Below are 22,114 nucleotides of genomic sequence, written 5' to 3'. Positions count from 1 at the left end.
GCATGTCATCGGCCGCACCCTACCCTTCTCTGATCCAGGCATTGCGGAGCGAAACCGCTGAACTGCACATTGCCTTGGAAAAACGCCTGCCGTTTTTCTCCGAACAGCTGGACCTCGATCTGTATCGGCGCCTGATGGCGGCCTACTACGGCTTCTATCAACCGTTGGAACAACGCCTTCATGTACTTGCACTGACGCCGACCGGGCTGGACCAATCCCTACGGATCAAACTTCCGGTGCTGCGGGCGGATCTCACGGCCCTGGGTCTGGAAGCAGCTACTATCGAAGCGCTGCCCACCTGCCAGGCGTTGCCGCTGATCGACTCCCGTGCCGCCGCACTCGGCGTGTCCTATGTGCTGGAAGGTGCAACGCTCGGGGGGCAGATCCTGCGGCGTAGGGTGGCCGAGGAGCTGGGGCTTGACGCCTCTAGCGGAGCAGCCTTCCTCAACGTGTATGGCGAACTCACCGGCCGGCGCTGGAAGGATTTCCTCCAATACCTGGACGACAGGAACCTTGGCCAGGCCCAGGTGTTCGAAGTCACACGCGCCGCCAAGGCGACGTTCTCTCATTTTGAACACTGGCTGGACAGCCAAAAGGTATTGTCATGACCCCGGAAAACCAGGAAGCCTTCGAAGAACTGCTGGCCAATTGCGCAGACGAACCGATTCGCTTTCCTGGGGCCATCCAGCCCCACGGCGTGTTGTTGATGCTGTCCGAGCCCGACTTCGTGATCCGTCAGGTCAGCGCCAACGTGTTGCAATTGATGGCGCAGGATCCCCACAGGCTGCTGGGCCAGACACTCGACGCACTGCTGGGGCTGGAACAGGCCGAGGCGATCCTCATCGCCTGTCGCGCCGCCCCGGAAAGCGACAACGTGCCCGTGGCCATTGTCGTGAACCAGCAGCGTTTTGATGCCCTGGTGCATCGCCATCAGGGCGCCCTGATCGTCGAATTGGAACAGCACCTGAGCGACTATCGCCCCGAAGGGGTCAGCGGCGAGGCCAACATGGGCCGCATGTTGCTACGCCTGCAAAGTGCGAAAACCCTCCAGGCCCTGTACGAAATCAGTGTGCGGGAAATCCAGGCCATGACCGGTTACGACCGGGTGCTGATCTATCGCTTCGAGGAAGAAGGCCACGGCCAAGTGATTGCCGAGGCCAGTGCGCCGTCGATGGAGCTCTACAAGGGCCTGTTTTTCCCGGCGTCGGATATTCCCGAACAGGCTCGCGAGCTGTATCGCATCAACTGGCTGCGGATCATCCCCAACGCCGACTACGCGCCGGTGCCGCTGGTTCCGCAATTGCGGTCCGACACCCAGGCGCCCCTGGACCTGAGTTTTGCCACACTGCGCAGCGTCTCGCCGATCCACCGCCAGTACATGAAAAACATGGGTGTGCTGTCGTCCATGAGCATCTCGTTGATGGAAGGCGAACGCTTGTGGGGGCTGATCAGTTGCGGCAATCGCCAGCCGCTGCTGGTGCCCCATGAAATGCGCATGGCCTGCCAGACCATTGGCCAGGTGCTGTCATTGCAGATCAGCGCCATGCAAACCCTGGAACTGACTCGGCAACGGGACGCCAAGCTGGAAGACCTCAAGGTCCTCGCCGCGGTCATGGCCGAGTCCAGCGACAACGTCTTCGATAGCCTGTCCCACGAGCCGCAACGCCTCATGGACCTGACCGGCGCCAGTGGCGTCGCGATTCTCGAGGACAACAAACTGCACCGCCATGGCCAGTGCCCGGAACCGGAGCAGATCCGCGAGCTGCACAAATGGATCCTGGAAACCGGCAAGCCGGTGTTCTCTCACCACAACCTGAGCAGCGTGTTCCCTGCGGCCCAGGCGTATCAGGACGTGGCGAGCGGCGTGCTGGCGATCCACTTGCCCAAGCCTGTGGAAAACGGCGTGCTGTGGTTCCGCCCCGAGGTGAAGCAAACCCTCCAATGGAGCGGCGACCCACAAAAACCCCTGGACCTGGAAAACAGCGAGACCGGTCTGCGCCTGCGACCCCGGACGTCTTTCGAGATCTGGAAAGTCGAAATGGCCGGCATCAGTACCAAATGGAGCCATGGCGATCTGTTCGCCGCCAACGACTTGCGGCGCTCGGCCTTGGAAAACGACCTGGCCCGCCAGGTGCACAAGGAGCGCCTGGCCGTGCAGGCCCGCGATGAACTGGTGGCCGTGGTGTCTCATGACCTGCGCAGCCCGATGACGGTCATTTCCATGCTCTGCGGCATGATGCAAAAGGCCTTCAGCTCCGACGGTTCCCACAGCTCCAAGCGTATCGCCTCAGCCATCGACACCATGCAACAGGCTACCAGCCGCATGAATGCCCTGCTGGAGGACCTGCTCGACACCTCGCGCATCGACGCCGGGCGCTACACCATCAATCCCCAGCCAATGGACGTCAGCCAGATCTTCGAAGACGCCTGCTCGCTGCTGACGCCGTTGGCCACTGCCAAGGCCATCGACATTTCCTTCAGTGCCGAACCGAACCTGAGGATCAATGCCGATCCCGAGCGGCTGTTCCAGGTGCTGTCCAACCTGATCGGCAACGCTATCAAGTTCACGCCGCAGCAGGGCTCCGTGGGCATCAGTGCGATGTCCGTCGGGAACGAGATCGTGTTCAGCGTCCGCGACACCGGTGAAGGGATTACGCCAGAGCAGTTGCCTCATGTTTTCGAGCGCTACTGGACGAGCAAGGAGGGCAACCCGAACGGCACCGGGCTGGGGTTGTACATTTCCAAGGGGATTGTCCAGGCCCATGGCGGTAAACTGCATGCCGAAAGCCAGCCAGGCCAGGGCAGCGAATTCCGCTTTACCGTGCCGAGAATCGACTGAGCCGGGCACCGCCCCCTAACGAATTGGAAACCGAAGCCCAATGGCCTCACTGAACAAACAGCAAAAACGCGCCAAGCGCGCCAAAGACAAAGCCAAGCAAATCCGCATGACCGGGCGCAAATCGATCCCGATGTATGGCGATCCGGCCCACGCCACCGCCCAGCCACCGGTCTACGTGCTGGAACTGTTCGCCAAGCTGCGCGAAGCCGAGGCCGTCAGCCGCAGTGAAATGCTCGATACGCTGCTTACGTCCCTGAGCGTGATGATCATCGAACGCCCAGGCCTGCTCGACCTGAAGAACGCTGAAAACGAAGGCATGGCGGCGACCAACCTGGCCGCCGACATGCTGGTGGACTACCGCATGTGGGTCGATGACATGGACCGCGAGACCGCCCAGCGCTGGCTCAGCACACCGGAGTTCATCAAGGACTTCAGCGAAGCATTGGACCGTTATCGCCAGTCGATGGAAGCACCCGCCAGCGAATAAGCGGGTCGGCTATTCATCACCGTTCCAATGGAACACCAGGTTGCGCGCGGCCCCGCTGCCTACCTCAGCAGTGTCGCGTCGCGCCTCCCCGTTGCGCGTCGCCACCACGTTGTACTTGCCCGGCGGCAATTGCACATAAACCAGCGGCCCCGCATCGCTGAGCGTCAACAATGTTTGTCCCGATGCGTTCTGCACGGTCACGTCCACATCCGGGACGTATTTGTTTTCCGGGCCGATCGCAAAAGTCATGTGCAGGTTGTAGCCATGGGCCTGCCCGATGGCCCGGGCTTCGTCCTCGCCGATACCACCGGACAGATAGGTAATGCCGTTCTGTTGCTGTGGCTGGACCTGCACGCCGGCACTGTCTACCGGGGCCAGGTTCGTGGCGTTGAGCATGATGGGGAACAACAGCGCGCCGAGCAGAAGGAAGGGCAGCAAAAAGTAATGGTTATGCTTCATGGCGAGGACTCCAGGTACTGGAAACAGCTCATGAGTTCTCTTTTGATCTTGATTACGCGGCAAGGTTTAGATCTATTGGCTATGAACGGAAACCAAGTAACCACTCAAAGCACAGCGACACGCTCATCCGGTTAACCCTTCCAACCCCCGCCCAAAGCTGGCACCATCGCGCCTTTTTTCACGCGACTCCCCGGGCTTTTCACCGGCAGACAGGGTTCAAACGGCCGTTCGGTTGTTGATGGCGCGACAGACTGCTGTGCCGATGCGACAACCTGCCACACATCCCCGGTTTACCAGCCGAAGCGCTGTTGGCTGTCATTCGGACGCATGCTAGCTTGGCCGCCTCGCCAAGGAAGGCAGCCAACAGCAAGGGAGCACACACCATGAGGACCGCACATGGCCCAGGCCACGCCCGCGCTTGAAATCCGCAACCTGCACAAACGCTACGGACAGCTGGAGGTGCTCAAGGGCGTCTCGCTGACCGCCCGCGACGGCGATGTGATCTCGATCCTCGGATCCTCCGGGTCCGGCAAGTCCACGTTTCTGCGCTGCATCAACCTGCTGGAAAATCCCAACCAGGGCCAGATCCTGGTGGCCGGCGAAGAGCTCAAGCTCAAGGCCGCGAAAAACGGTGAACTGGTGGCCGCCGACGGCAAACAGATCAACCGCCTGCGCAGCGAGATCGGTTTTGTGTTTCAAAACTTTAACCTCTGGCCGCACATGAGCGTGCTCGATAACATCATCGAAGCCCCGCGCCGGGTGCTCGGCCAGAGCAAGGCCGAAGCCGTCGAAGTGGCCGAAGCGCTGCTGGCCAAGGTCGGTATCGCCGACAAGCGCCACGCCTACCCGGCCGAACTGTCGGGCGGCCAGCAGCAACGCGCCGCCATCGCCCGCACCCTGGCGATGCAGCCCAAGGTGATTCTGTTCGACGAACCCACCTCCGCCCTTGACCCGGAAATGGTCCAGGAAGTACTTAGTGTGATCCGCGCCCTGGCCGAAGAAGGACGCACCATGCTGCTGGTCACCCATGAAATGGGCTTCGCCCGTCAGGTTTCCAGCGAAGTCGTGTTCCTTCATCAAGGCCTGGTCGAGGAGCAAGGATCGCCACAGCAGGTCTTCGAAAACCCGCTTTCGGCGCGCTGCAAACAATTCATGTCCAGCAACCGCTAACGGAGCAGTACAGATGCAGACCTACAAGAAATTCCTCCTGGCAGCAGCCGTCAGCCTGGTCTTCTCGGCCAACGCCATGGCGGCCGATAAACTGAAGATGGGCATCGAAGCGGCCTATCCACCGTTCAACAACAAGGACGCCAGCGGCCAGGTCGTGGGGTTCGATAAAGACATCGGCGACGCCCTGTGCGCCAAGATGAAAGTCGAGTGCGAAGTCGTCACCTCCGATTGGGACGGCATCATCCCGGCCCTGAACGCCAAGAAATTCGACTTCCTGATTTCCTCGCTGTCGATCACCGAGGAACGCAAGCAGGCGGTGGACTTCACCGACCCGTACTACTCCAACAAACTGCAGTTCATCGCGCCGAAAAGCGCCGAGTTCAAGACCGATAAGGACTCGCTCAAAGGCAAGGTCATCGGCGCACAACGGGCGACCCTGGCCGGCACCTGGCTGGAAGACGAACTGGGTAGCGACATCACCACCAAGCTCTACGACACGCAGGAAAACGCTTATCTGGACCTGACCTCTGGCCGCGTCGATGCGATCCTGGCGGACAAATACGTCAACTATGACTGGCTGAAAACCGAGGCCGGCCGCGCCTACGAATTCAAGGGCGACCCGGTGGTGGAAAGCGACAAGATCGGCATCGCCGTGCGCAAGGGCGACAACGAATTGCGCAACAAACTGAACGCCGCACTCAAGGAAATTGTCGCCGACGGCACCTACAAGAAAATCAACGACAAGTACTTTCCGTTCAACATCTATTGATGCTGACGTACCCGGCCGACGCTGCCACACCGCAGCGCCGGCCCTTAGCAAAGCCTGCCGCGATATGAACACACACCCATGATGATCGATCTCCACGGATTCGGCCCGGCGCTCGCCGCTGGCGCACTGATGACCGTCAAACTGGCACTCTCGGCCCTATGCCTGGGGCTGGTGCTCGGCCTGCTCGGTGCCTTGGCCAAGACCTCGCCGTACAAGCCATTGCAATGGCTTGGCGGCACTTACTCGACACTGGTTCGTGGCATTCCGGAATTGCTCTGGGTGCTGTTGATCTACTTCGGTACCGTCAACCTGATGCGTGCGCTGGGCGAGTACCTGGGCATGCCTGACCTTGCCCTCAACGCCTTCGCCGCCGGTGTCATTGCCCTGGGCCTGTGCTTTGGCGCCTACGCCACGGAAGTGTTTCGCGGCGCGATCCTGGCAATTCCCAAGGGCCACCGTGAGGCCGGCGTCGCCCTGGGCCTGTCGAAGTGGCGGATCTTCACCCGACTGATCATGCCGCAGATGTGGCGCATCGCCCTGCCGGGCCTGGGCAACCTGTTCATGATCCTGATGAAGGACACCGCGCTGGTCTCGGTGATCGGCCTGGAAGAAATCATGCGCCACGCACAGATTGGCGTGACCGTGTCCAAGCAACCGTTCACCTTCTATATGGTCGCAGCGTTCATGTACCTGGGGCTGACGGTGCTCGCCATGCTCGGCATGCACCTGCTGGAACGACGCGCCGCCCGTGGATTTGCCAGGAGCACCCAATGAACTGGGACGTCATCATCAAGTGGCTGCCGAAGCTGGCCCAAGGCGCGACACTGACCCTGGAGCTGGTGGCCATCGCCGTGATCGCCGGGCTGCTGCTGGCGATTCCGCTGGGCATCGCCCGCTCTTCGCGCCTGTGGCAGGTGCGGGCATTGCCCTACGCCTACATCTTCTTTTTCCGTGGCACGCCGCTGTTGGTCCAGCTGTTTTTGGTCTACTACGGCCTGGCGCAGTTCGACGCCGTGCGCAGCAGCGCGCTGTGGCCGTACCTGCGGGACCCGTTCTGGTGCGCCACGGTCACCATGACCTTGCACACCGCCGCCTACATCGCCGAGATCCTGCGCGGCGCGATCCAGGCCATCCCAAAGGGCGAGATCGAAGCCGCACGGGCCCTGGGCATGTCTCGGCCCAAGGCATTGTTCTACATCATGCTGCCCCGTGCTGCCCGCATCGGCCTGCCGGCCTACAGCAACGAAGTGATCCTGATGCTCAAGGCCAGTGCCCTGGCGAGCACCGTGACCCTGCTGGAACTCACCGGCATGGCCCGCACCATCATTGCCCGGACCTACCTGCCGGTGGAGATATTCTTCGCCGCCGGCATGTTCTACCTGCTGATGTCCTTCCTGTTGGTGCAAGGCTTCAAGCAGCTGGAGCGCTGGTTGCGCGTCGATGCCTGCCAAGGGCGCTGACAGCGACGTGCTGACGGGCGAGGCATTGCTCGCCCGCTTCACGGCGCTGGACGTTTTTCTCACAGCGCACCAGGCGCTGTGGAAACCACGTCCGTTCACCCACCTGCAGCTGCCTTGGGAAACGTCCCACCCGGAATTGGCCCGATGGCTACGCCAGCGTTCGCTGGAAGCGGCGGAAAATGATCATCATCAGCCGTGGTTGATGGAGGACGCACCCGCACCGTTCCCGGAATTGGCCGCTATCTCTCGCACATTGAGCGCTCTCGCAGAATTGCCTGCCAGCACACTCGAAGCGCCAAGCCATCGCCTGAACGTCGACGTACCCGGGCGCAAATGGCAGCAGATCGAAGCCTTCGCCAGCCGCCTGCACTTCACCACCCAGCCGACCCACTGGCTGGATTGGTGCGCCGGCAAAGGTCACCTCGGTCGACGCCTGCTGCACGGTGAACAGCAACTGACTTGCCTGGAATACGACCCCGCACTGGTCGCCAGTGGCCAACAGCTGAGCCAGCGCCATCACCTGCCCGCCACGCACCTGCAACAAGACGTGCTAGCGGCGGACGCAGCCCAGGTGCTCCACCCCGAACACACTCCCGTAGCCCTGCACGCCTGTGGCGACCTGCATGTGCGCTTGATGCAACTGGCCAGCGCCGCTGGCTGTGCACAACTGGCTATCGCACCGTGCTGTTACAACCGCATCAACACCGAGCGCTATCAAGCGCTGTCCGACGCCGCCAAGGGCTCCGCCCTACAGCTGTCGCTCGACGATCTCAGCCTGCCGCTGACCGAATCCGTCACCGCTGGCGCACGCGTCAGAAGACAACGAGACCACTCCATGGCCTGGCGCCTGGGCTTCGACTTGCTGCAACGACAAATCAGAGGGTGCAACGACTACTTGCCCACGCCGTCACTCCCCAGCGCTTGGCTGGAAAAATCCTTCGCCCAGTACTGCACCGATCTGGCAGCCCTGAAAGACTTATCCACAGTCGGCACGCCTGATTGGGTCGCCTTGGAAGCAGCGGGCCATCAGCGCTTGGCCGAGGTACGCAACCTGGAGTTACTGAGAGGCCTTTTCCGACGACCGCTGGAGCTTTGGCTGGTGCTGGACCGGGCGCTTTTCCTCACGCAAAAAGGCTACGACGTTCGCCTTGGCACCTTCTGCGAAACCCCACTGACGCCGCGCAATCTGCTGTTGCTGGCAGAGCGTTACTGAGGCGAAACAGCCTGTGGATAACTCTGTTGATGAAATAAACCCGGATCCAAGAAATCCGAGATTTCCTGACCGTATCAGCATTGGTCATTTTTTGTTCATATGGATAAAAAACCATGAAAACAGGCATTTGCGACGAAACGCGAAAGCGGTCACAAAATCGCAAGATGCCCTGCGTCTCATCCAGCCCGTTGTGCATAAGCGTCTAAGCAAAACGACATAACCGCCGAATTCAGTGCTGCCCCGCGCCAATAATTGCGTCCGCCGCGCCCGTGCTATACAACAGCCCCACGTATCGTGATTGACACAATGCCGACACACTCAAGGACTGGCCGTGACGTTCATTTCCTACGCACAAAACTTCGAAGACATACGCCTGTGGCGCGCCCTTCAATCGGTGGAAAACGGCTTTTACCTCGACGTCGGCGCCAACCATCCGACAGATGATTCAGTCACCCGAGCGTTTTACGACCGCGGCTGGCGTGGCATCAACATCGAACCCGTGCCGGCCTACTACGACGCCCTCTGTCAGCAACGCCCCCACGACACCAACCTGCAATGCGTGGCCGGTGAAAACGCCGAAAGCCTGACCTTCTACACCATCGCCGACACGGGCCTGTCCACGGTAGAAGCCAGCGTCGCCCAACAGCATCGCGACGCCGGCATGGACGTGCGCAACCAGACCGTCCAATCCCGCACCCTGGCCTCCATCTGCGAACAATACGCCCAGGACCACCCCATCCACTTCCTGAAAATCGACGTCGAAGGCCACGAAGAAACCGTGCTGCGCGGCATGGACTTCAGCCGCTGGCGCCCCTGGATCATCCTCATCGAAACCCCGTGGGCCCGCGACCAGACCTGGGAGCACCTGATCACCGACGCCGGCTACCAATCCATCCTGTTCGACGGCATCAACACCTACTACCTCGCCGAAGAACACCTGGCCCTCAAACCCGCCTTCGACATCCCACCGTGCAACCTCGACGGCTTCCAGCTCTGCAAAGGCCACAAATTCAGCCACCCCATCGACGACACCGACCAACAACTCAACGCCGCCCTGCGCCGCGCCGAACAGGCCGAAGCCCAACTCCACGCCATCCAAAACAGCCGCACCTGGCGCGCCCTGAACAAACTGCGCAACCTGCTCCACCGCGCCTAAGCCGGACCTGCGCAAAAATAGTCAGAATTCAGGGGTTTACAGAACGCACCCAATCGCTATAATCGTCGCCCACACGCCGGTATAGCTCAGTTGGTAGAGCAACTGACTTGTAATCAGTAGGTCCCGGGTTCGACTCCTGGTGCCGGCACCATACAAGGTTCCAGAGAAGGCTTTCAAAATCTCTGGAACCCCCGAAAAACCCGCCTTCTGGCGGGTTTTTTCGTTTTGGCGTTCCGTCGGATTCCGGTGAATCCTGGTGGATTCCAACTGGTTTAAGGGTAGAGTTTGGGGTAAAGGTCACTTCGATAAAAGGGAGTACCCTTATGTCGCGCACCACTGCTCCACTCTCTGATTCGGCTTGCCGCTCAGCCAAGCCCACCGACCGCGCCTACAAGCTTTTCGACGGCGATGGCCTCTACCTCCTAGTCCAACCCAACGGCCGCAAAGGCTGGCGGCTCCGTTACGTCAAACCTGATGGACGCGAAGGACTGACCTCGTTCGGCAACTACCCCGTCATTGGCCTCGCCGATGCACGCCGCAAGCGCTTGGAGATCAAGCGAATGCTGGCGGATGGCATTGATCCCATAGAGACCAAGCACCAAGCCAAGGCGGAAGCCGTAATCAAAGGCAGAACCTTTGAAAGCGTTGCGCTCGACTGGCATACGGAAATGTCGGCCAAGTGGGCACCAGGCCATTCCAAGACTGTGATGAGTCGCCTCAAAACTCACGTGTTCCCGCTGATCGGCGCCCGCGCCATTGTCGACCTCGACACCCATGACCTCATGCAGCCCTTGGAAACGATCAAGAAGCGCGGAACGATAGACGTAGCTTTAAGGGTACAAAACTACCTGCAGAGCATCATGCGCGAGGCAAAACGCCTCCGGCTTATCACCGCCAACCCTGCATACGACCTCGAAGGCTTGATCAAAGCCCCGCGGGTGGTACATCGCCCCGCTCTACCCTTATCGCGACTGCCGGAACTACAGGAGCGGATCGACACCTATAAAGGCCGCGCACTTACCCGCCTGACGGTGATGCTATCGCTGCATGTGTTTGTACGATCCAGCGAACTGCGTTTCGCCCGCTGGAGCGAATTCGACCTCAAGCGTGGCACCTGGGAGATACCGGACACTCGACCCGCGTTGGAGGGAGTACCCTTTTCCACAAGGGGTACGAAGATGGCAGGGGATATCCATTTAGTACCCTTATCGCCGCAAGCAGTGGCGCTACTCGAAAAAATCCATGCGCTCACAGGTAACTTCGCATTGGTCTTCGCAGGCGATGCCAAACCCTGGAAGCCCATGTCCGAAAATACCGTGAACAACGCGCTACGGACGATGGGATACGACACCAAAACCGATATCTGCGGACATGGGTTTCGTTCGATGGCCTGCAGCGCACTGATCGAGTCAGGACTGTGGTCCGAGACCGCCATTGAAAGGCAGATGAGCCACAAGGAACGCAACAACGTCCGCGCCGCATACATCCACAAGGCCGAGTTCATTGAGGAGCGCAGGCTGATCATGAACTGGTGGAGCCGGTATCTGGAGGCCAACCGGCAGGAACATGTCACTCCACACGAATTCGCGAACCAGACCGGAGCGAACGTCACTCGCCTAAAAGCAAAACGTGGCGCAACCGAGTAAGCGCTCGATCTTCATATCTCAGCGATCCGCTTGTCAACGCGGGTCCATCCAAACAGGGCTGCAAAGCCGCCCTGCTTGGATGGACCTCACTTAAAAAATCTAAAGCCCACCCAACTGTCTGTGGAAAACCACTGATTTCCACCGGTGGATAATTTCATCCACAGCCGCAGAACTCCCGAAAATTGGAGTCTTGACCCGAATTATCCACAGGCGTAGAAAAGATCGGGCAAAGCGCTGTCGCCGACAGCAACCTAGGTAGCCAGAACCTTTAAGGCTACGCCACACGGTGGTGGTTCTCCCAAAGTGCGATTAGCGTCCGGCGGCTCGCACGGTCACAGCGATGTGATGGATGCCTACTTTTTCCAGTGTGCCCACTGCGGCAACTCATCCCCTTTCATAGCTGCCCTGCAGCAACCTATCCGCTTGGCCATTCCCGTGCGCCAACCTGCGCCCGTCTCTTTCTCCCGGAAAGAGACGGGCGCTCCTACCGCTGCTGCAGCCCAACTCGTACAAGGCTTTGCGGCATTCCCCCTCGTGACAATCGGCGTGACAAACACTGAAGTCACCAGCAACAGCGATGCAGATGATGGTGCCGCAGCCCACGGAATGGACTGCACCTGACTGACAGTCAGGCACGCCCCGGTCATCACTTCGCTGCATTCACCCGACTCAGGATCTCGCGGCATTGGTCTCGTCAGCCAGTGCAGCCTCCACCCGCCCACTTCTTCAGAGGTGCTCAGGAGGTCAGGTAATGAGATGCCCAAGCTCCCGGTCGTAAAGAGCCGCCAGTCCCGCGTTAGTGGACAACCCTCACAGGTCGCAGGGGCCTTGATCCCTGATAACACTCAACATTCGTGGCGGGATGACGTGGGGAAAGTTTCAAAGATTTGGCTTCGACAGGAGTTTGATCATGGCATTGGTAGGTAGACGGGATGGGCGGAATTTTGGATATGGACGGCAACTGAGTTATGCCGGGCCACAGGCGTTGCGCGATCTGTTTGGCGGCGGGCATTACGGCACGGTCAAGGCGCACAGTGATCGCTGGCAGGCGTTTGTGCGCTGGTGTCGCTCAGATGATGGACCAAGACTCAACGATGCACGGCAGATAGATCGCCAGATCTTGTCGGATTACGCGGCGCATCTACGTCACTTAGTCGAGCGCGGCGACCTCGCTATCGCCACCGCACAAAACCGATTGTCCAGCGTCAACCGAACCATGGCGGCACTTCGCGGTGATCAGTATGTGAAGGTGCCGAGTCCGAGCAAGGCGTTGGAAATGCAGCGCACCACCATCCGCACGACAGTTCCACAAGGCCAAGACCGCGAACACGTGCAGCGGATCGTCGACGTACTTTACGAACACCAGAAGCCGCGCGCCGCGGCCATCGCTCAGTTAGCGCGAGCCACCGGCATGCGCTTACGTGAGGCCATTTTGGCGGACCTACCCCGTCTAAAACGTGAAGCCAAGCAATTCGGTAAGATCAACATTCAGGACGGCACCAAAGGTGGCCGCTCGGGCGCATCAGCTCCTCGTTGGATTACGGTAGATGATCATATTCGTGACGCGCTGAAGTTTGCCGATCAGGTCTCGCCCGACGGCAGCCGCAACCTGCTTGCACCGAACGAAAGCTACCTCGATTTCCAAAAGCGAATCGTCCGTCCAGCCCGGGACACCCTTCATGCGCACAACCTAAAAGGCTTCCACGAACTGCGGGCAGCCTATGCGTGCGAACGCTATGAGCAAATCACCCAGCATCCTGCGCCCATCAACGGTGGCAGTTGCTACCAGCTCGACCGACGCCTCGATCAGGCGGCCCGAGACCAAATCAGCTATGAACTCGGGCACGGCCGTATCGACGTAGTATCGGCGTATATCGGGGGACGAGCATGAGCAAGCCATTCGATATGGAGCTGTTCCTGGCAAGCGTACTGACCGGGTCGCATGCCACACGCGAGCGTCACCTACGCCAAGCAAAGGCCATTCAAGCGGCGATGTCTAATCGCTGGCACCGTGACAATCCATGGACCTGGCAGCAAAAGCATCTCGACTGGTTTCTAAATCACCACCTGAATCAGCACGCTGAATCGACGCGCTATTACTATCTCCTGACCATCCATTTGCTAACTCTTCGTATAGGGAAATCCTGGCAGTTCAAGCGTTAGGCGAAGGTCAGCAATCGGCCAAAAGTGGCCGACTGACCAACGGTCACACCCTGACATTTCTGGCTGGAAGTTTTCAATCCGTAGAGTTGTAAAAAGACTGACATAAGTCTAAGCCAAACATTAAAACCCCTCTATAAAAATAGATATTACTCATTGCACGTGCATTAGTTGTCTGAATTCCTGTTCGACGGCCGTCCGAGTCTCATGCATTTCGTAATTCACTTTCTCGAACAATTTTTGAAGGTGAGGCGTCTCACCGTGCCCCAGCGCCTCCCCTGACCGCATGGCTACTCTAGCCTGATCCAATGTCTGAGCAGCCGAAACATAGAAGTCTGAAATTCTTTCTGACGTTGCCTTAGAAAAATAAATTTTATTTTTCTCATAAACCTCAACGAAGGCATCGAATTTTGGCAATGCCGATTCATATGCCTGCGTGATTGAAGGTCGTTGTCTCCCAAAATAATCGGGTCGAATATTTTCATATATCGCTTCGTGCAGATCAACGAGAAGCTTGTAGCTTTCGTCGATAAATACAGCTCTTTTTTCGATCAGATTTGCATGCCCCAATTGAACTAGGTGACGCTCGGTTTGCAATGCGCTTTCCAGATTCTGTGTCTGGCGAGAGTGCTCTGATTTGAGTTTTTCTATAAGAACGTCAAAAGTCGCCTTCTCTCTCAAGCTGATGCGATCCTTCCAAATACTCCCCAGCCAAGCCGAAAGTCCGGTAATGACGATTGCCGCGCCACCAACTTGACCGATTAAAGAGTTAAATATCTCAAACATATCGAACTACTCCGATAAAAAACATAAAAAATTTGTGCGCATAATTTTAAAAAAAATCAAGGCCATAGTAGGTTGCCAAACCTTTAAAAGCTCCAATCTTTGTCACAGTATTCGCAAGAATAAACTCGCCCATCGGAAGTTTGGATGGCATCTTTGACGATGTCCGATCTTTTTTTGCGGGCTCGCCTTCCCTACATTATCCATTGCGTCTGTGATCTAGCCATTCGATGCTCTTAGTGATTGGATCAACACGAACAAATATAAGTCCACTCGGCGGATTGGCATTAGAGTCAAAACCAATTTCGTCAAGCTGCTTTATTCCTGCATGATACTCAGATAGGAAATCCAAAAAAACATTAACTATTTCGTTGTAGTCGTTTTCTACTGACGATTTCTTTGGGAGAAGTAGTTTGAATTTTTTGCCATCATTTGCTTCCGCATATATGGAGAAAGCGAGGGAGTATGGATTTTCCGTACTCAGCTTACCTGCTGATCCTAAGAGGACTGGCTCTATTTTAGGTTGCGACATCACCTTGCCTGCTGTTTCGGAAAGTTTTTCCTTCAGAAGCAAGTAATGGTCCTTACCCATCTCCCCAAAAAGTGCCTTAAAGTAAGGTTTTGCTATGTAAGCCGCGACAATTGGAAAAATAAACCACTCAAGACATGCTTGAGGTCCACTAGGGGGCCTAGACTCAATCGCTATACAGATATTTGGGTTGTGCAATGCCTTCTCGAAATCAACATACAATTCACTTGGCATGCCCTCTTCATAGATTAGTGCAACGTCTGGCTTATTCATCTTTTTTCCTTAATACGTAATGCCGAACACTGCGGCGTGACCAATCGAAAAATCCCGCGCCATCAGACGCGAACAACTATCATTAATGAGCCAGCTCTCAACGACCATGGACATTCGCCACACTGGAAAACTCAGCCTCCCAAAAAAAATTGCTAAGCTCTTTCAACTATAGCAATATCCAGAGGGTGGAGTAGCGTTATGCCATGCACGAGATATCACCTAGGGAAGGGAGAATACCAGGAATGAAATATCGTCACTTAAATGTGTTCATGATGAAACCAGATACTGTTATCAACGGTTTCTCGGATCTACTAGTTTTGGATAAGGACGTAGTCCCATATGAACTGGATGCAGATTTTGGCTTAGAAGGAGTTTTATATGTAAAGCGCACAGTTGAAAAAAGGCCGAATTGGGGCGAATTGGTTGACACAATTACCGGAACCAACGTAATACAGATCGGAAACAAATCAAGCTCTGCGGTATTATTCATAAAAACAGATACCGACATATTCGCCATAACTTTTGGTTATGGCCGACACCTAGTAAATCTTGCAAACTTCGCCCAAGACTTCGGGCTAAAAACCGCCTTAAATACTCTTAATCACGAAAGTTTAAGAAGCGTAGATATTCATACATTAGAAGACCAACCGGTTCAAAAAAGATCACAGGCCGCACGCGACTCAGAAATAAGTGTGTTTGGCATTGATATATCTAGAGATATATTGAGAGCTGTGACTGGAACACCTAAACCAGGTATAGATTTCAAAAATATCTCTGGCGGTGATGCAATGTTTTCATTTGGTATTGAAATGGAGATCAGCGATTTACCAACCATAACTGAGAATTTAAAAACCCATTACCTAAAAGATGATTATAAAACAGACTTTCTATGGGTAGACAACGTCAGAAGAATCAAGGAAAAATCACACATAGACCAGTTAGACCGGGTTCTGCTTGAAGCAATTAAAGACCGTGATCCGAGTATAGTTATAACACTACCAGAAATAGAGAAATGGGACTCGATAACCGGCTTCAGCTTTACCCGAGCCAAAAGTGATCGATCACCAACTGTATCATCGGAAAAATATCTATCTACGATTGACAATACAAAGCTATCTATCGAGTCAGTCAAAAGAGATCATTTGTATGTTTTCGATATACATGAAAACGAATTTGATCACTCAATATACAAATGCATCTATTATGAAATAATAAACGCAAACAAAACCAACATAATATTTGGAGGAACCTGGTATGAAATTGACAACTCATTCATAGGGAGAATCAATTCTAGCTTAACGAATATAGGTGTTTCTGAACTTCAATTTCCAGGGGTATACGTGTGGCAAGAAGGTGAGAAGGCAAAAATAGAGGCTGAAGGTGATTACAATATTAGGGCCTCTCAGATGCACGGATATCACCTATTAGACAAGAGACTGATCAAAAGCAACAAATCGACTAGTTCAGTTGAACTGTGCGATCTTCTTTCAACTGAGAAGCAATTCATACACGTCAAACATCGCAAAGGGGGATCTGCTGGACTAAGTCATCTTTTCGCACAAGGGAGCGTCGCCGCAGAGATATTGCTCGGAGACCGAGAATTTAGAAAATCAGCCAGAAAGGTATTGGGTACTTTCAGTAACGCTGCACGCGAAATCATTCCACTCGACAACTTTCGAAGCGCAGAATATGAAGTGGTTTTTCTGATATTGGGCGACGATGCCGCAAGCGTGAAAAGCAATCTGCCCTTCTTCAGTAAAGTAAACCTTGTTAGGGCATATGATAGTCTTTCCCAGCGAGGTTACTCCGTAAAAATATCAGCCGCCGCCAAAGTAGAAAGACCATGAACGCTTTCACGGAGATTGAATAATAATGCCCGCGGGTCTCACTGACGCTTTCTCAGAAGATTCAATATGGTTTTCATCCCATATTTCTTACCTAAACGCGATAAAAACAACGGTTCTACATCAGCAGCGAAACCGAGCAATCCCTGAAGCCTAAACACGTCTTTTTGTTCAAGCAGTCCCAGACCATACTTATGGACAAGAGCGCTAATTTCTCGCTTTCTATCACGACCAAGAGAAACTTTATCATCGTTTGTGATTACTAATCCGGTAATCCTGCGGCTCCCTCGCTTAGACAAATGTATCGTCTTATCAACATTCAAGCTTAAGCGTGGGTATTTCAAACTAGACAACAAATCTTTTATTACAGGCACGACTGACTCAGAAGCGTAAGGTAAAGCCGTGGAAAATGTCAAATCGTCAGCATAGCGAGTATAAACAAATTTGTTTTGAGATGCCCAATCAGCTACCACACTATCAAACTCATACATGATAGAGTTCGATAATATTGGTGAAGCTGGAGAGCCGATACTCAGAGCACCGCCATTCCCTCTATTAATACATGACAGTCTTGCAATATATCGAATTTCTAGCAAATCAAGAAAAGGCAAGCTTTTCTGAAAGTGCGCTATCAGGTCATCAATTTTAATAGACGGGAAGAAGTCTTTAAAATCCAGCTTAACCATGTACTCGTTTGTTCTGTGTGCCTCGGCATTCTTTTTAATGCTTGCACCTTTTACATATGCCGACGCGGCCTCATGAATTGGCAATAGATGAAAAACGTTATGAATCAACCAATGTTGAACATACTTTGTTTCCCTGGCAGGTTGAGAGATTATTCGCAACCCGCCATTCTTTTTTGGAATACTATAAGTTTTATAAGAATAAGGAGCCCTCGAAACCACACGTACTAACTGTTCGCTTGACAATGACAAATCAGCCAACATTTTCTCAAGCGTTTTATGGGCGATCACTTCCCACCCCCAAACAGCCGACGAATAACTCTAAGCCGGTGATTATCTTTTCCCGAAGTATTATAGAACTCTTTACACTCTGTAGAAATACGTAGCTTATCTATCGGCACAGAAGAGCTCGCAGAAAAATTAACCCTGTGGAACTCAGAGTTTCTAGCGACGTAAAATTGGGAATCACTATAAATCTCAAGACTAATGAGTCTGAATCGCTGAAGCAAAAAAAGCTTGCCCCTTAGTTGATCCCTGCCAGCGTCAACTCCTAGCCTGGAAAGATAATCCAATAGCTCGCTCTCTTTAACGGCAACAAATAGCTTTATAAGCTCATACAAGAGAACAAAAACATGGGAGCTATTGGATACTTTAAGAAGCTGCGATTTCGGCAGTTCGTCCAACTCGCGCTGAACATCAACCACAACATCCTCTATGATCTCAGCAGTTATAGTAAGTGGAAATCCGACTTCAAATGGATAACTTTTTACTGCAGTTCGCTTATCGTTTGAGATATGTCGAAAAATACCTAATTTTATGAATGAGTCATTCTGAAAGTGACCTTCCGAGCAAACAGCAACAATTTTGTCGTTGAACTCCTTCAACTGAGAAAACGCACCAAGCTCAGCTATTGCTCCGGGACTCTCTAGTATGATAACCACCAGAGAGCACATTGCAGCCAACTCCACCTCGAGATCAATCAGATTTCTAAAGATAGCGTCAACTTGCCAATTAGTGACATCCTCAGGCTTGAAGAACTCAATTCTATTATTGAGGTCTGTCTCAAGCGCGTGACGTAGCGACTGTACCGAAGGGGTGGGATCGTCCGGATGCCCCTTTTCAGGCGACCGGCCACCACACAGAAGAACGATGTGAGACTTACAGTACTCGACTCTTGATGACTCTATTTTTATCGATGATAGAGCAGCAAGTCGAGGATCTGTCATTTAGAAGAGGTTCTTTACCAAGAAACAGCCGCAGAGAATATCTGTGGACCGTAATGAGCCCGCGATTGGAGGGCCGCAGATATTCTCTGCGGAATAAATCCAAGCAATTTTCTAGAGTCTGGCTAATCGCCCGACTAAGCATCGGTACCGAGACCGAGCTTGTACGCGTAAAGAACGGGTCGAATATCCCAAACGGCATTGACGCTGTCAATATGCCATACGCGAAATTTAAGAATTTTTAGCTCATTCCTCTTTCAGATCACGAATAGTCGCTCATATCAATAACGAACACCCTCCATTATTTGATCCACGATCAGGGTATAAATAGAGGTAGCGCCTCAAAGACTATTACCTTAAATCATTGATTTTTAACTCAATAGTAATGCGATTCGACTCTTGGTGCCATACAAAACAAAGCCCTCGCAGAAATGCGAGGGCTTCGTTGTTTCTAGGTGCTCACTTTTCCTCCACCCCCTAAAAACCTGTGGGAGCGACTCACTCATCGCTTAGGAAAACCCTGGCTGTTCAACCATCAAACAAAGATCAGAAAACAGCCGTCGCCGTTAACCAGCAGCGATTGAGTGGCGGTATCGGGATTAACGAGAATCATCGTGCCGGGATGGATGTTTGACTCTCATCCTCACCGCGCACCGTTGGTAGGATCTCCCTCAGCAAGCATACGCTTCAAGCATTCACGCTCCTGGGCACCGGGTAGCACGCCCGTTGTTATCGCCTGCAGCACAGTGACGCCCTCTTCGTTGAGTACCCTGACCTCGGCTTTCGCATGACCGCGTTCATCGATGTCAACGATGAGCCAATGGCAGGTGATCTGTTCCTCTGGGTACACGGGCCGCTTGAACTCCAAACTCATGCCGGTGGCCAACCAACCGATCTGCCCGCCGATCTCGGTAATCAGACTTGCCGTTAGCAGGCCATGAGCAATAGGTGCCTTGAACCGGCGCAACTGTGCGTAATGCGCATCGCTGTGGACCGGGTTGTAGTCCCGAGAGATCTGCGCGAATTGATGGATATCGTCTCGCGAAAAACAGCGGACAACGGTGAAGCGGTCTCCTACGTTGAGTCCTTCGGCGGCACGTTCTCTCGGGCTTTTCATAAAGGCTTCCTGGTAGCGGCGGGGCGGTCGTTAAAAAGTGTGCTCGGGACCAGGAAATGTCCCGGCTTCCACATCCAGTGCAAAATCTCTTGCCGCTGTTTGAAGTACGGAACGGAGGTCGGCGTACTGTTTGACGAATCGCGGCAGGCGACCCTGACGCAAACCGGCCATATCCTGCCAAACCAGTACCTGAGCATCACATTGGTTTCCGGCACCGATCCCGACGGTAGGTATGGAAATAGCGTGGGTGATCGCGGCTCCGACTTCACCGGGTACCATCTCGATCAAAACCGCGAAGGCACCGGCGGCTTCCAGTGCTTTGGCGCTGTCTATCAAGCGCTGTGCATCGTCACCTCGGCCCTGCACACGATAGCCGCCCAGTTGATGTTCCATTTGTGGTGTGAAGCCGATGTGTGCCATGACGGGGATGCCCGAGCGAGTGAGCTTTTCGATGTGTGGCAGCAACTCGATCCCGCCTTCCAGTTTGACGGCATGGGCACCGGCTTCCTTCATGAATCGAACGGCGGTATGCAGGCACTGTTCCGGTGAGGCCTGATAGGAGCCGAAAGGCAGGTCGGCAATCACCAGTGCTCGCTGTGTCGAGCGGTTGACTGCTCGCACCAGAGGGATAAGTTCGTCGACGGTGACCGAAAGCGTTGATTCATTGCCGTAGACATTGTTAGAGGCGGAGTCGCCCACCAGCAGGACAGGTATGCCGGCATCCTCGAAAATGGCGGCGCTGTACATGTCATACGCCGTCAACATCGCCCACTTGCGACCTTCCACTTTCATTTGTTTGAGGTGTGGGATCCGGATTCGTGTCGCAGGTTTTGTCTGGGGGGAACGGTCGTAGGGTGAAGTTTGCTCGCTCATCGGGACGTCTCGCTGACAGGATGGGTTAGGCGTGTAACTGCTCGATCAGCAGCACTAGCGCGATGATGATCATGATCACTCCAGACAAACGGCTGACCAGATGCGCAGCGGCAGGGCGTGCTCGAAGCACGACTTGTGAGCCAAATCCGACCAGCAGATAGATCACTCCACAGCTGATGGTGTGGATCAGCCCGAGTGCAATCATCTGCATGGGCACAGGCCACGGCGCGGTGGTGTCGGTGAATTGCGGCAGGAGCGCCAGAAACAGCAGAAACACTTTCGGATTCAGCCCACTCACGCAAAGTCCCTTTAGCGCCCATCGCGCCCATGAGTCGGTCGTTTGGCTTTCATCGGCGTGCGGTGTGGAAGGGCGAGCAAGCATATTGGCCCCCAACCAAAGCAGGTAACCCGCGCCGGCCACCGTCAGCACGGACAATGCCAGCGGGTGATTGGCTACCAGCGTGCCAACACCGGCCGCGACGATCATCGTGGCGATCAAGTGGCCGGATAACAGTCCACCCACGGCAGGAATAACAACGCGATGCTTCAAGCCTGCGGATATCGCGTAGGCCCAATCTGCACCCGGGGTGATGACGAACAGAATCGACACGGCCCAGAACGCGGCGAACACACTAAAGGTCATGGCGTCACCCACGCCGGTTGATACAACGTTGTTCTTGTCATCATCGCTTCCCATCAATCCAGGATCGCGCCTCTTTGGAAGGGCTCGGTCGTTTATGGCTGAAGGAAGAATAATGAAAGTCGGCTAGAATATTCTTTCAAAGATTGTCGTGACGACACTGTGTATTGGAAGGTTTTACTGCGTGGACAGAATTGATCGAAATATTCTTGCCGAATTGCAAAAGGATGGTCGCCTTTCGGTCACTGAACTGGCTGAACGGGTCGGCCTGAGCCTTTCACCTTGTCATCGTCGAGTGCGGGCATTGGAAGAGTCCGGTGTATTGCTCGGCTATCGGGCACAACTGGACCCCGCCGCGCTCGGCCTGAACTTTTCCGCCATGGTATTCGCCACCCTGCGAGAGGGTGACAGGCAAGCGGTAGAGGCGTTCGAAGCGGCGCTCATTGAGATCCCCCAGGTGGTCGATGCGCAAAGATTGTTTGGCGAGCCGGATTATTTGCTGCACGTCATCGCCCAGGACCTGCCGGCCTTTCAGCGACTGTATGACGAGAGCCTTTCAACATTGCCCAATGTTCAGCGGCTGACCTCGACGCTGGTGATGAAACGGGTTGTCCAGGATCGGCCGCTACCGCTGTGAGCTTGCGTAGTCGCCCGTGCAGTTGAAGGGCCGCTTTTAGCCGACAATCGATGCGCGCAAGAAGCGGCTGGAGGTCAAGCGGATGCTGGCGGAACTCTCAGTGAACCGGGCACTGGATCAGGTCGACCCGATTGCCTGCTCCGCGGCGCGTAA

The 22,114-nt window shown here is 54.8% G+C and carries 22 protein-coding genes and 1 tRNA gene; 15 read left to right on the top strand and 8 right to left on the bottom strand.

Going from position 1 to position 22,114, the window contains the following annotated elements; all coding sequences use genetic code 11:
* Nucleotides 1–2 precede the first annotated feature (2 nt).
* Genes IB266_RS18870 through IB266_RS18860 form a run of 3 tightly spaced genes read left to right on the top strand, consistent with a single transcriptional unit; the run spans nt 3 to nt 3,326 of the window.
* Complete coding sequence (locus IB266_RS18870) at nt 3–608, top strand: biliverdin-producing heme oxygenase (RefSeq protein WP_192262080.1); 606 nt, start codon at nt 3–5, stop codon at nt 606–608.
* Entirely contained in the window at nt 605–2,839 is a 2,235-nt protein-coding gene (locus IB266_RS18865) for an ATP-binding protein (protein WP_192262079.1), read from the top strand. Before IB266_RS18870 ends, IB266_RS18865 begins: the two co-directional genes overlap by 4 nt.
* Nucleotides 2,840–2,879: 40 nt before the next feature.
* Nucleotides 2,880–3,326 carry a hypothetical protein gene (locus tag IB266_RS18860; protein WP_192262078.1) on the top strand — a complete coding sequence of 149 codons (447 nt, stop codon included), beginning with the start codon at nt 2,880–2,882 and terminating at the stop codon, nt 3,324–3,326.
* A 9-nt stretch (nt 3,327–3,335) separates the two neighbouring features.
* Here IB266_RS18860 and IB266_RS18855 read toward each other — a convergent pair whose 3' ends face one another.
* Nucleotides 3,336–3,785, bottom strand: a complete 450-nt coding sequence (locus tag IB266_RS18855; RefSeq protein WP_192262077.1) for a carboxypeptidase regulatory-like domain-containing protein — start codon at nt 3,783–3,785, stop codon at nt 3,336–3,338.
* 396 nt (nt 3,786–4,181) lie between these two features.
* Between IB266_RS18855 and IB266_RS18850 the strand changes: the two genes are divergently transcribed.
* The 10 genes from IB266_RS18850 (at nt 4,182) to IB266_RS18805 (ending at nt 13,362) form a co-directional block, all read left to right on the top strand.
* A complete protein-coding gene (locus tag IB266_RS18850) occupies nt 4,182–4,955 on the top strand; it encodes an ABC transporter ATP-binding protein (protein ID WP_014336086.1) in 774 nt (257 codons plus the stop codon).
* Nucleotides 4,956–4,968: 13 nt separating this feature from the next.
* Nucleotides 4,969–5,724, top strand: a complete 756-nt coding sequence (locus tag IB266_RS18845; protein ID WP_060739627.1) for an ABC transporter substrate-binding protein — start codon at nt 4,969–4,971, stop codon at nt 5,722–5,724.
* 78 nt (nt 5,725–5,802) lie between these two features.
* Nucleotides 5,803–6,498: an ABC transporter permease gene (locus tag IB266_RS18840; RefSeq protein WP_103310089.1), complete on the top strand. Its 696-nt coding sequence runs from the start codon at nt 5,803–5,805 to the stop codon at nt 6,496–6,498.
* On the top strand, nt 6,495–7,184 hold the full coding sequence (locus IB266_RS18835) for an ABC transporter permease (protein WP_060739629.1): 690 nt from the start codon (nt 6,495–6,497) through the stop codon (nt 7,182–7,184). Before IB266_RS18840 ends, IB266_RS18835 begins: the two co-directional genes overlap by 4 nt.
* Nucleotides 7,165–8,397, top strand: coding sequence for a methyltransferase (locus IB266_RS18830; RefSeq protein WP_192262076.1), 1,233 nt, complete (start codon nt 7,165–7,167; stop codon nt 8,395–8,397). The genes IB266_RS18835 and IB266_RS18830 overlap by 20 nt, the downstream gene beginning before the upstream one ends.
* 331 nt (nt 8,398–8,728) lie before the next feature.
* Nucleotides 8,729–9,553 carry an FkbM family methyltransferase gene (locus tag IB266_RS18825; protein ID WP_192262075.1) on the top strand — a complete coding sequence of 275 codons (825 nt, stop codon included), beginning with the start codon at nt 8,729–8,731 and terminating at the stop codon, nt 9,551–9,553.
* 75 nt (nt 9,554–9,628) lie between these two features.
* Nucleotides 9,629–9,704, top strand: a tRNA-Thr gene (locus IB266_RS18820).
* A gap of 172 nt (nt 9,705–9,876) precedes the next feature.
* Nucleotides 9,877–11,199 (top strand): tyrosine-type recombinase/integrase, encoded by a 1,323-nt coding sequence (locus IB266_RS18815; RefSeq protein WP_192262074.1) that lies wholly within the window; start codon nt 9,877–9,879, stop codon nt 11,197–11,199.
* Between the two features lie 910 nt (nt 11,200–12,109).
* Nucleotides 12,110–13,090 carry an integrase domain-containing protein gene (locus tag IB266_RS18810; protein ID WP_192262073.1) on the top strand — a complete coding sequence of 327 codons (981 nt, stop codon included), beginning with the start codon at nt 12,110–12,112 and terminating at the stop codon, nt 13,088–13,090.
* Nucleotides 13,087–13,362, top strand: a complete 276-nt coding sequence (locus IB266_RS18805; protein WP_099169306.1) for a hypothetical protein — start codon at nt 13,087–13,089, stop codon at nt 13,360–13,362. The genes IB266_RS18810 and IB266_RS18805 overlap by 4 nt, the downstream gene beginning before the upstream one ends.
* 150 nt (nt 13,363–13,512) lie before the next feature.
* Here IB266_RS18805 and IB266_RS18800 read toward each other — a convergent pair whose 3' ends face one another.
* On the bottom strand, nt 13,513–14,145 hold the full coding sequence (locus tag IB266_RS18800; RefSeq protein WP_192262072.1) for a hypothetical protein: 633 nt from the start codon (nt 14,143–14,145) through the stop codon (nt 13,513–13,515).
* Nucleotides 14,146–14,341: 196 nt separating this feature from the next.
* Nucleotides 14,342–14,944, bottom strand: coding sequence for a hypothetical protein (locus IB266_RS18795; protein ID WP_192262071.1), 603 nt, complete (start codon nt 14,942–14,944; stop codon nt 14,342–14,344).
* 242 nt (nt 14,945–15,186) lie between these two features.
* Between IB266_RS18795 and IB266_RS18790 the strand changes: the two genes are divergently transcribed.
* Nucleotides 15,187–16,791, top strand: coding sequence for a DUF6119 family protein (locus IB266_RS18790; protein ID WP_192262070.1), 1,605 nt, complete (start codon nt 15,187–15,189; stop codon nt 16,789–16,791).
* 38 nt (nt 16,792–16,829) lie between these two features.
* On the opposite strand, the gene IB266_RS18785 is transcribed toward IB266_RS18790, so the two are convergent.
* The 5 genes from IB266_RS18785 to IB266_RS18765 form a co-directional block, all read right to left on the bottom strand.
* Nucleotides 16,830–17,762, bottom strand: a complete 933-nt coding sequence (locus IB266_RS18785) for a retron St85 family RNA-directed DNA polymerase (protein ID WP_141562821.1) — start codon at nt 17,760–17,762, stop codon at nt 16,830–16,832.
* The gene (locus tag IB266_RS18780) at nt 17,759–18,697 is read right to left on the bottom strand and encodes a retron St85 family effector protein (RefSeq protein WP_069553459.1); all 939 of its coding nucleotides are present in this window, start codon (nt 18,695–18,697) and stop codon (nt 17,759–17,761) included. Before IB266_RS18780 ends, IB266_RS18785 begins: the two co-directional genes overlap by 4 nt.
* A 640-nt stretch (nt 18,698–19,337) precedes the next feature.
* Nucleotides 19,338–19,811, bottom strand: a complete 474-nt coding sequence (locus IB266_RS18775; RefSeq protein WP_192262069.1) for a MaoC family dehydratase — start codon at nt 19,809–19,811, stop codon at nt 19,338–19,340.
* A 30-nt stretch (nt 19,812–19,841) separates the two neighbouring features.
* Entirely contained in the window at nt 19,842–20,684 is an 843-nt protein-coding gene (gene panB, locus IB266_RS18770; protein WP_060739636.1) for a 3-methyl-2-oxobutanoate hydroxymethyltransferase, read from the bottom strand.
* Between the two features lie 25 nt (nt 20,685–20,709).
* Nucleotides 20,710–21,327 (bottom strand): LysE family translocator, encoded by a 618-nt coding sequence (locus IB266_RS18765; protein WP_192262107.1) that lies wholly within the window; start codon nt 21,325–21,327, stop codon nt 20,710–20,712.
* A gap of 181 nt (nt 21,328–21,508) precedes the next feature.
* Here IB266_RS18765 and IB266_RS18760 point away from each other — a divergent pair, with 181 nt between their 5' ends.
* Entirely contained in the window at nt 21,509–21,961 is a 453-nt protein-coding gene (locus IB266_RS18760) for an Lrp/AsnC family transcriptional regulator (RefSeq protein ID WP_060739637.1), read from the top strand.
* Nucleotides 21,962–22,114 lie beyond the last annotated feature (153 nt).

Origin of the sequence: Pseudomonas sp. Pdm06 (assembly GCF_014851795.1) — a bacterium.
Taxonomy (GTDB): domain Bacteria; phylum Pseudomonadota; class Gammaproteobacteria; order Pseudomonadales; family Pseudomonadaceae; genus Aquipseudomonas; species Aquipseudomonas fluorescens_AA.
Note: the sequence above shows the minus strand (reverse complement) of the source record. Positions and strands in the feature narration are given on the sequence as shown.

Bases quoted from the DNA above. Each gene is read 5' to 3' on its own strand.
- IB266_RS18870 (WP_192262080.1), top strand. From the start codon at position 3: ATGTCATCGGCCGCACCCTACCCTTCTCTGATCCAGGCATTGCGGAGC.
- IB266_RS18865 (WP_192262079.1), top strand. From the start codon at position 605: ATGACCCCGGAAAACCAGGAAGCCTTCGAAGAACTGCTGGCCAATTGC.
- IB266_RS18860 (WP_192262078.1), top strand. From the start codon at position 2,880: ATGGCCTCACTGAACAAACAGCAAAAACGCGCCAAGCGCGCCAAAGAC.
- IB266_RS18855 (WP_192262077.1), bottom strand. From the start codon at position 3,785: ATGAAGCATAACCATTACTTTTTGCTGCCCTTCCTTCTGCTCGGCGCG.
- IB266_RS18850 (WP_014336086.1), top strand. From the start codon at position 4,182: ATGGCCCAGGCCACGCCCGCGCTTGAAATCCGCAACCTGCACAAACGC.
- IB266_RS18845 (WP_060739627.1), top strand. From the start codon at position 4,969: ATGCAGACCTACAAGAAATTCCTCCTGGCAGCAGCCGTCAGCCTGGTC.
- IB266_RS18840 (WP_103310089.1), top strand. From the start codon at position 5,803: ATGATGATCGATCTCCACGGATTCGGCCCGGCGCTCGCCGCTGGCGCA.
- IB266_RS18835 (WP_060739629.1), top strand. From the start codon at position 6,495: ATGAACTGGGACGTCATCATCAAGTGGCTGCCGAAGCTGGCCCAAGGC.
- IB266_RS18830 (WP_192262076.1), top strand. From the start codon at position 7,165: ATGCCTGCCAAGGGCGCTGACAGCGACGTGCTGACGGGCGAGGCATTG.
- IB266_RS18815 (WP_192262074.1), top strand. From the start codon at position 9,877: ATGTCGCGCACCACTGCTCCACTCTCTGATTCGGCTTGCCGCTCAGCC.
- IB266_RS18810 (WP_192262073.1), top strand. From the start codon at position 12,110: ATGGCATTGGTAGGTAGACGGGATGGGCGGAATTTTGGATATGGACGG.
- IB266_RS18805 (WP_099169306.1), top strand. From the start codon at position 13,087: ATGAGCAAGCCATTCGATATGGAGCTGTTCCTGGCAAGCGTACTGACC.
- IB266_RS18800 (WP_192262072.1), bottom strand. From the start codon at position 14,145: ATGTTTGAGATATTTAACTCTTTAATCGGTCAAGTTGGTGGCGCGGCA.
- IB266_RS18795 (WP_192262071.1), bottom strand. From the start codon at position 14,944: ATGAATAAGCCAGACGTTGCACTAATCTATGAAGAGGGCATGCCAAGT.
- IB266_RS18790 (WP_192262070.1), top strand. From the start codon at position 15,187: ATGAAATATCGTCACTTAAATGTGTTCATGATGAAACCAGATACTGTT.
- IB266_RS18780 (WP_069553459.1), bottom strand. From the start codon at position 18,697: ATGACAGATCCTCGACTTGCTGCTCTATCATCGATAAAAATAGAGTCA.
- IB266_RS18775 (WP_192262069.1), bottom strand. From the start codon at position 19,811: ATGAAAAGCCCGAGAGAACGTGCCGCCGAAGGACTCAACGTAGGAGAC.
- panB (WP_060739636.1), bottom strand. From the start codon at position 20,684: ATGAGCGAGCAAACTTCACCCTACGACCGTTCCCCCCAGACAAAACCT.
- IB266_RS18765 (WP_192262107.1), bottom strand. From the start codon at position 21,327: ATGACCTTTAGTGTGTTCGCCGCGTTCTGGGCCGTGTCGATTCTGTTC.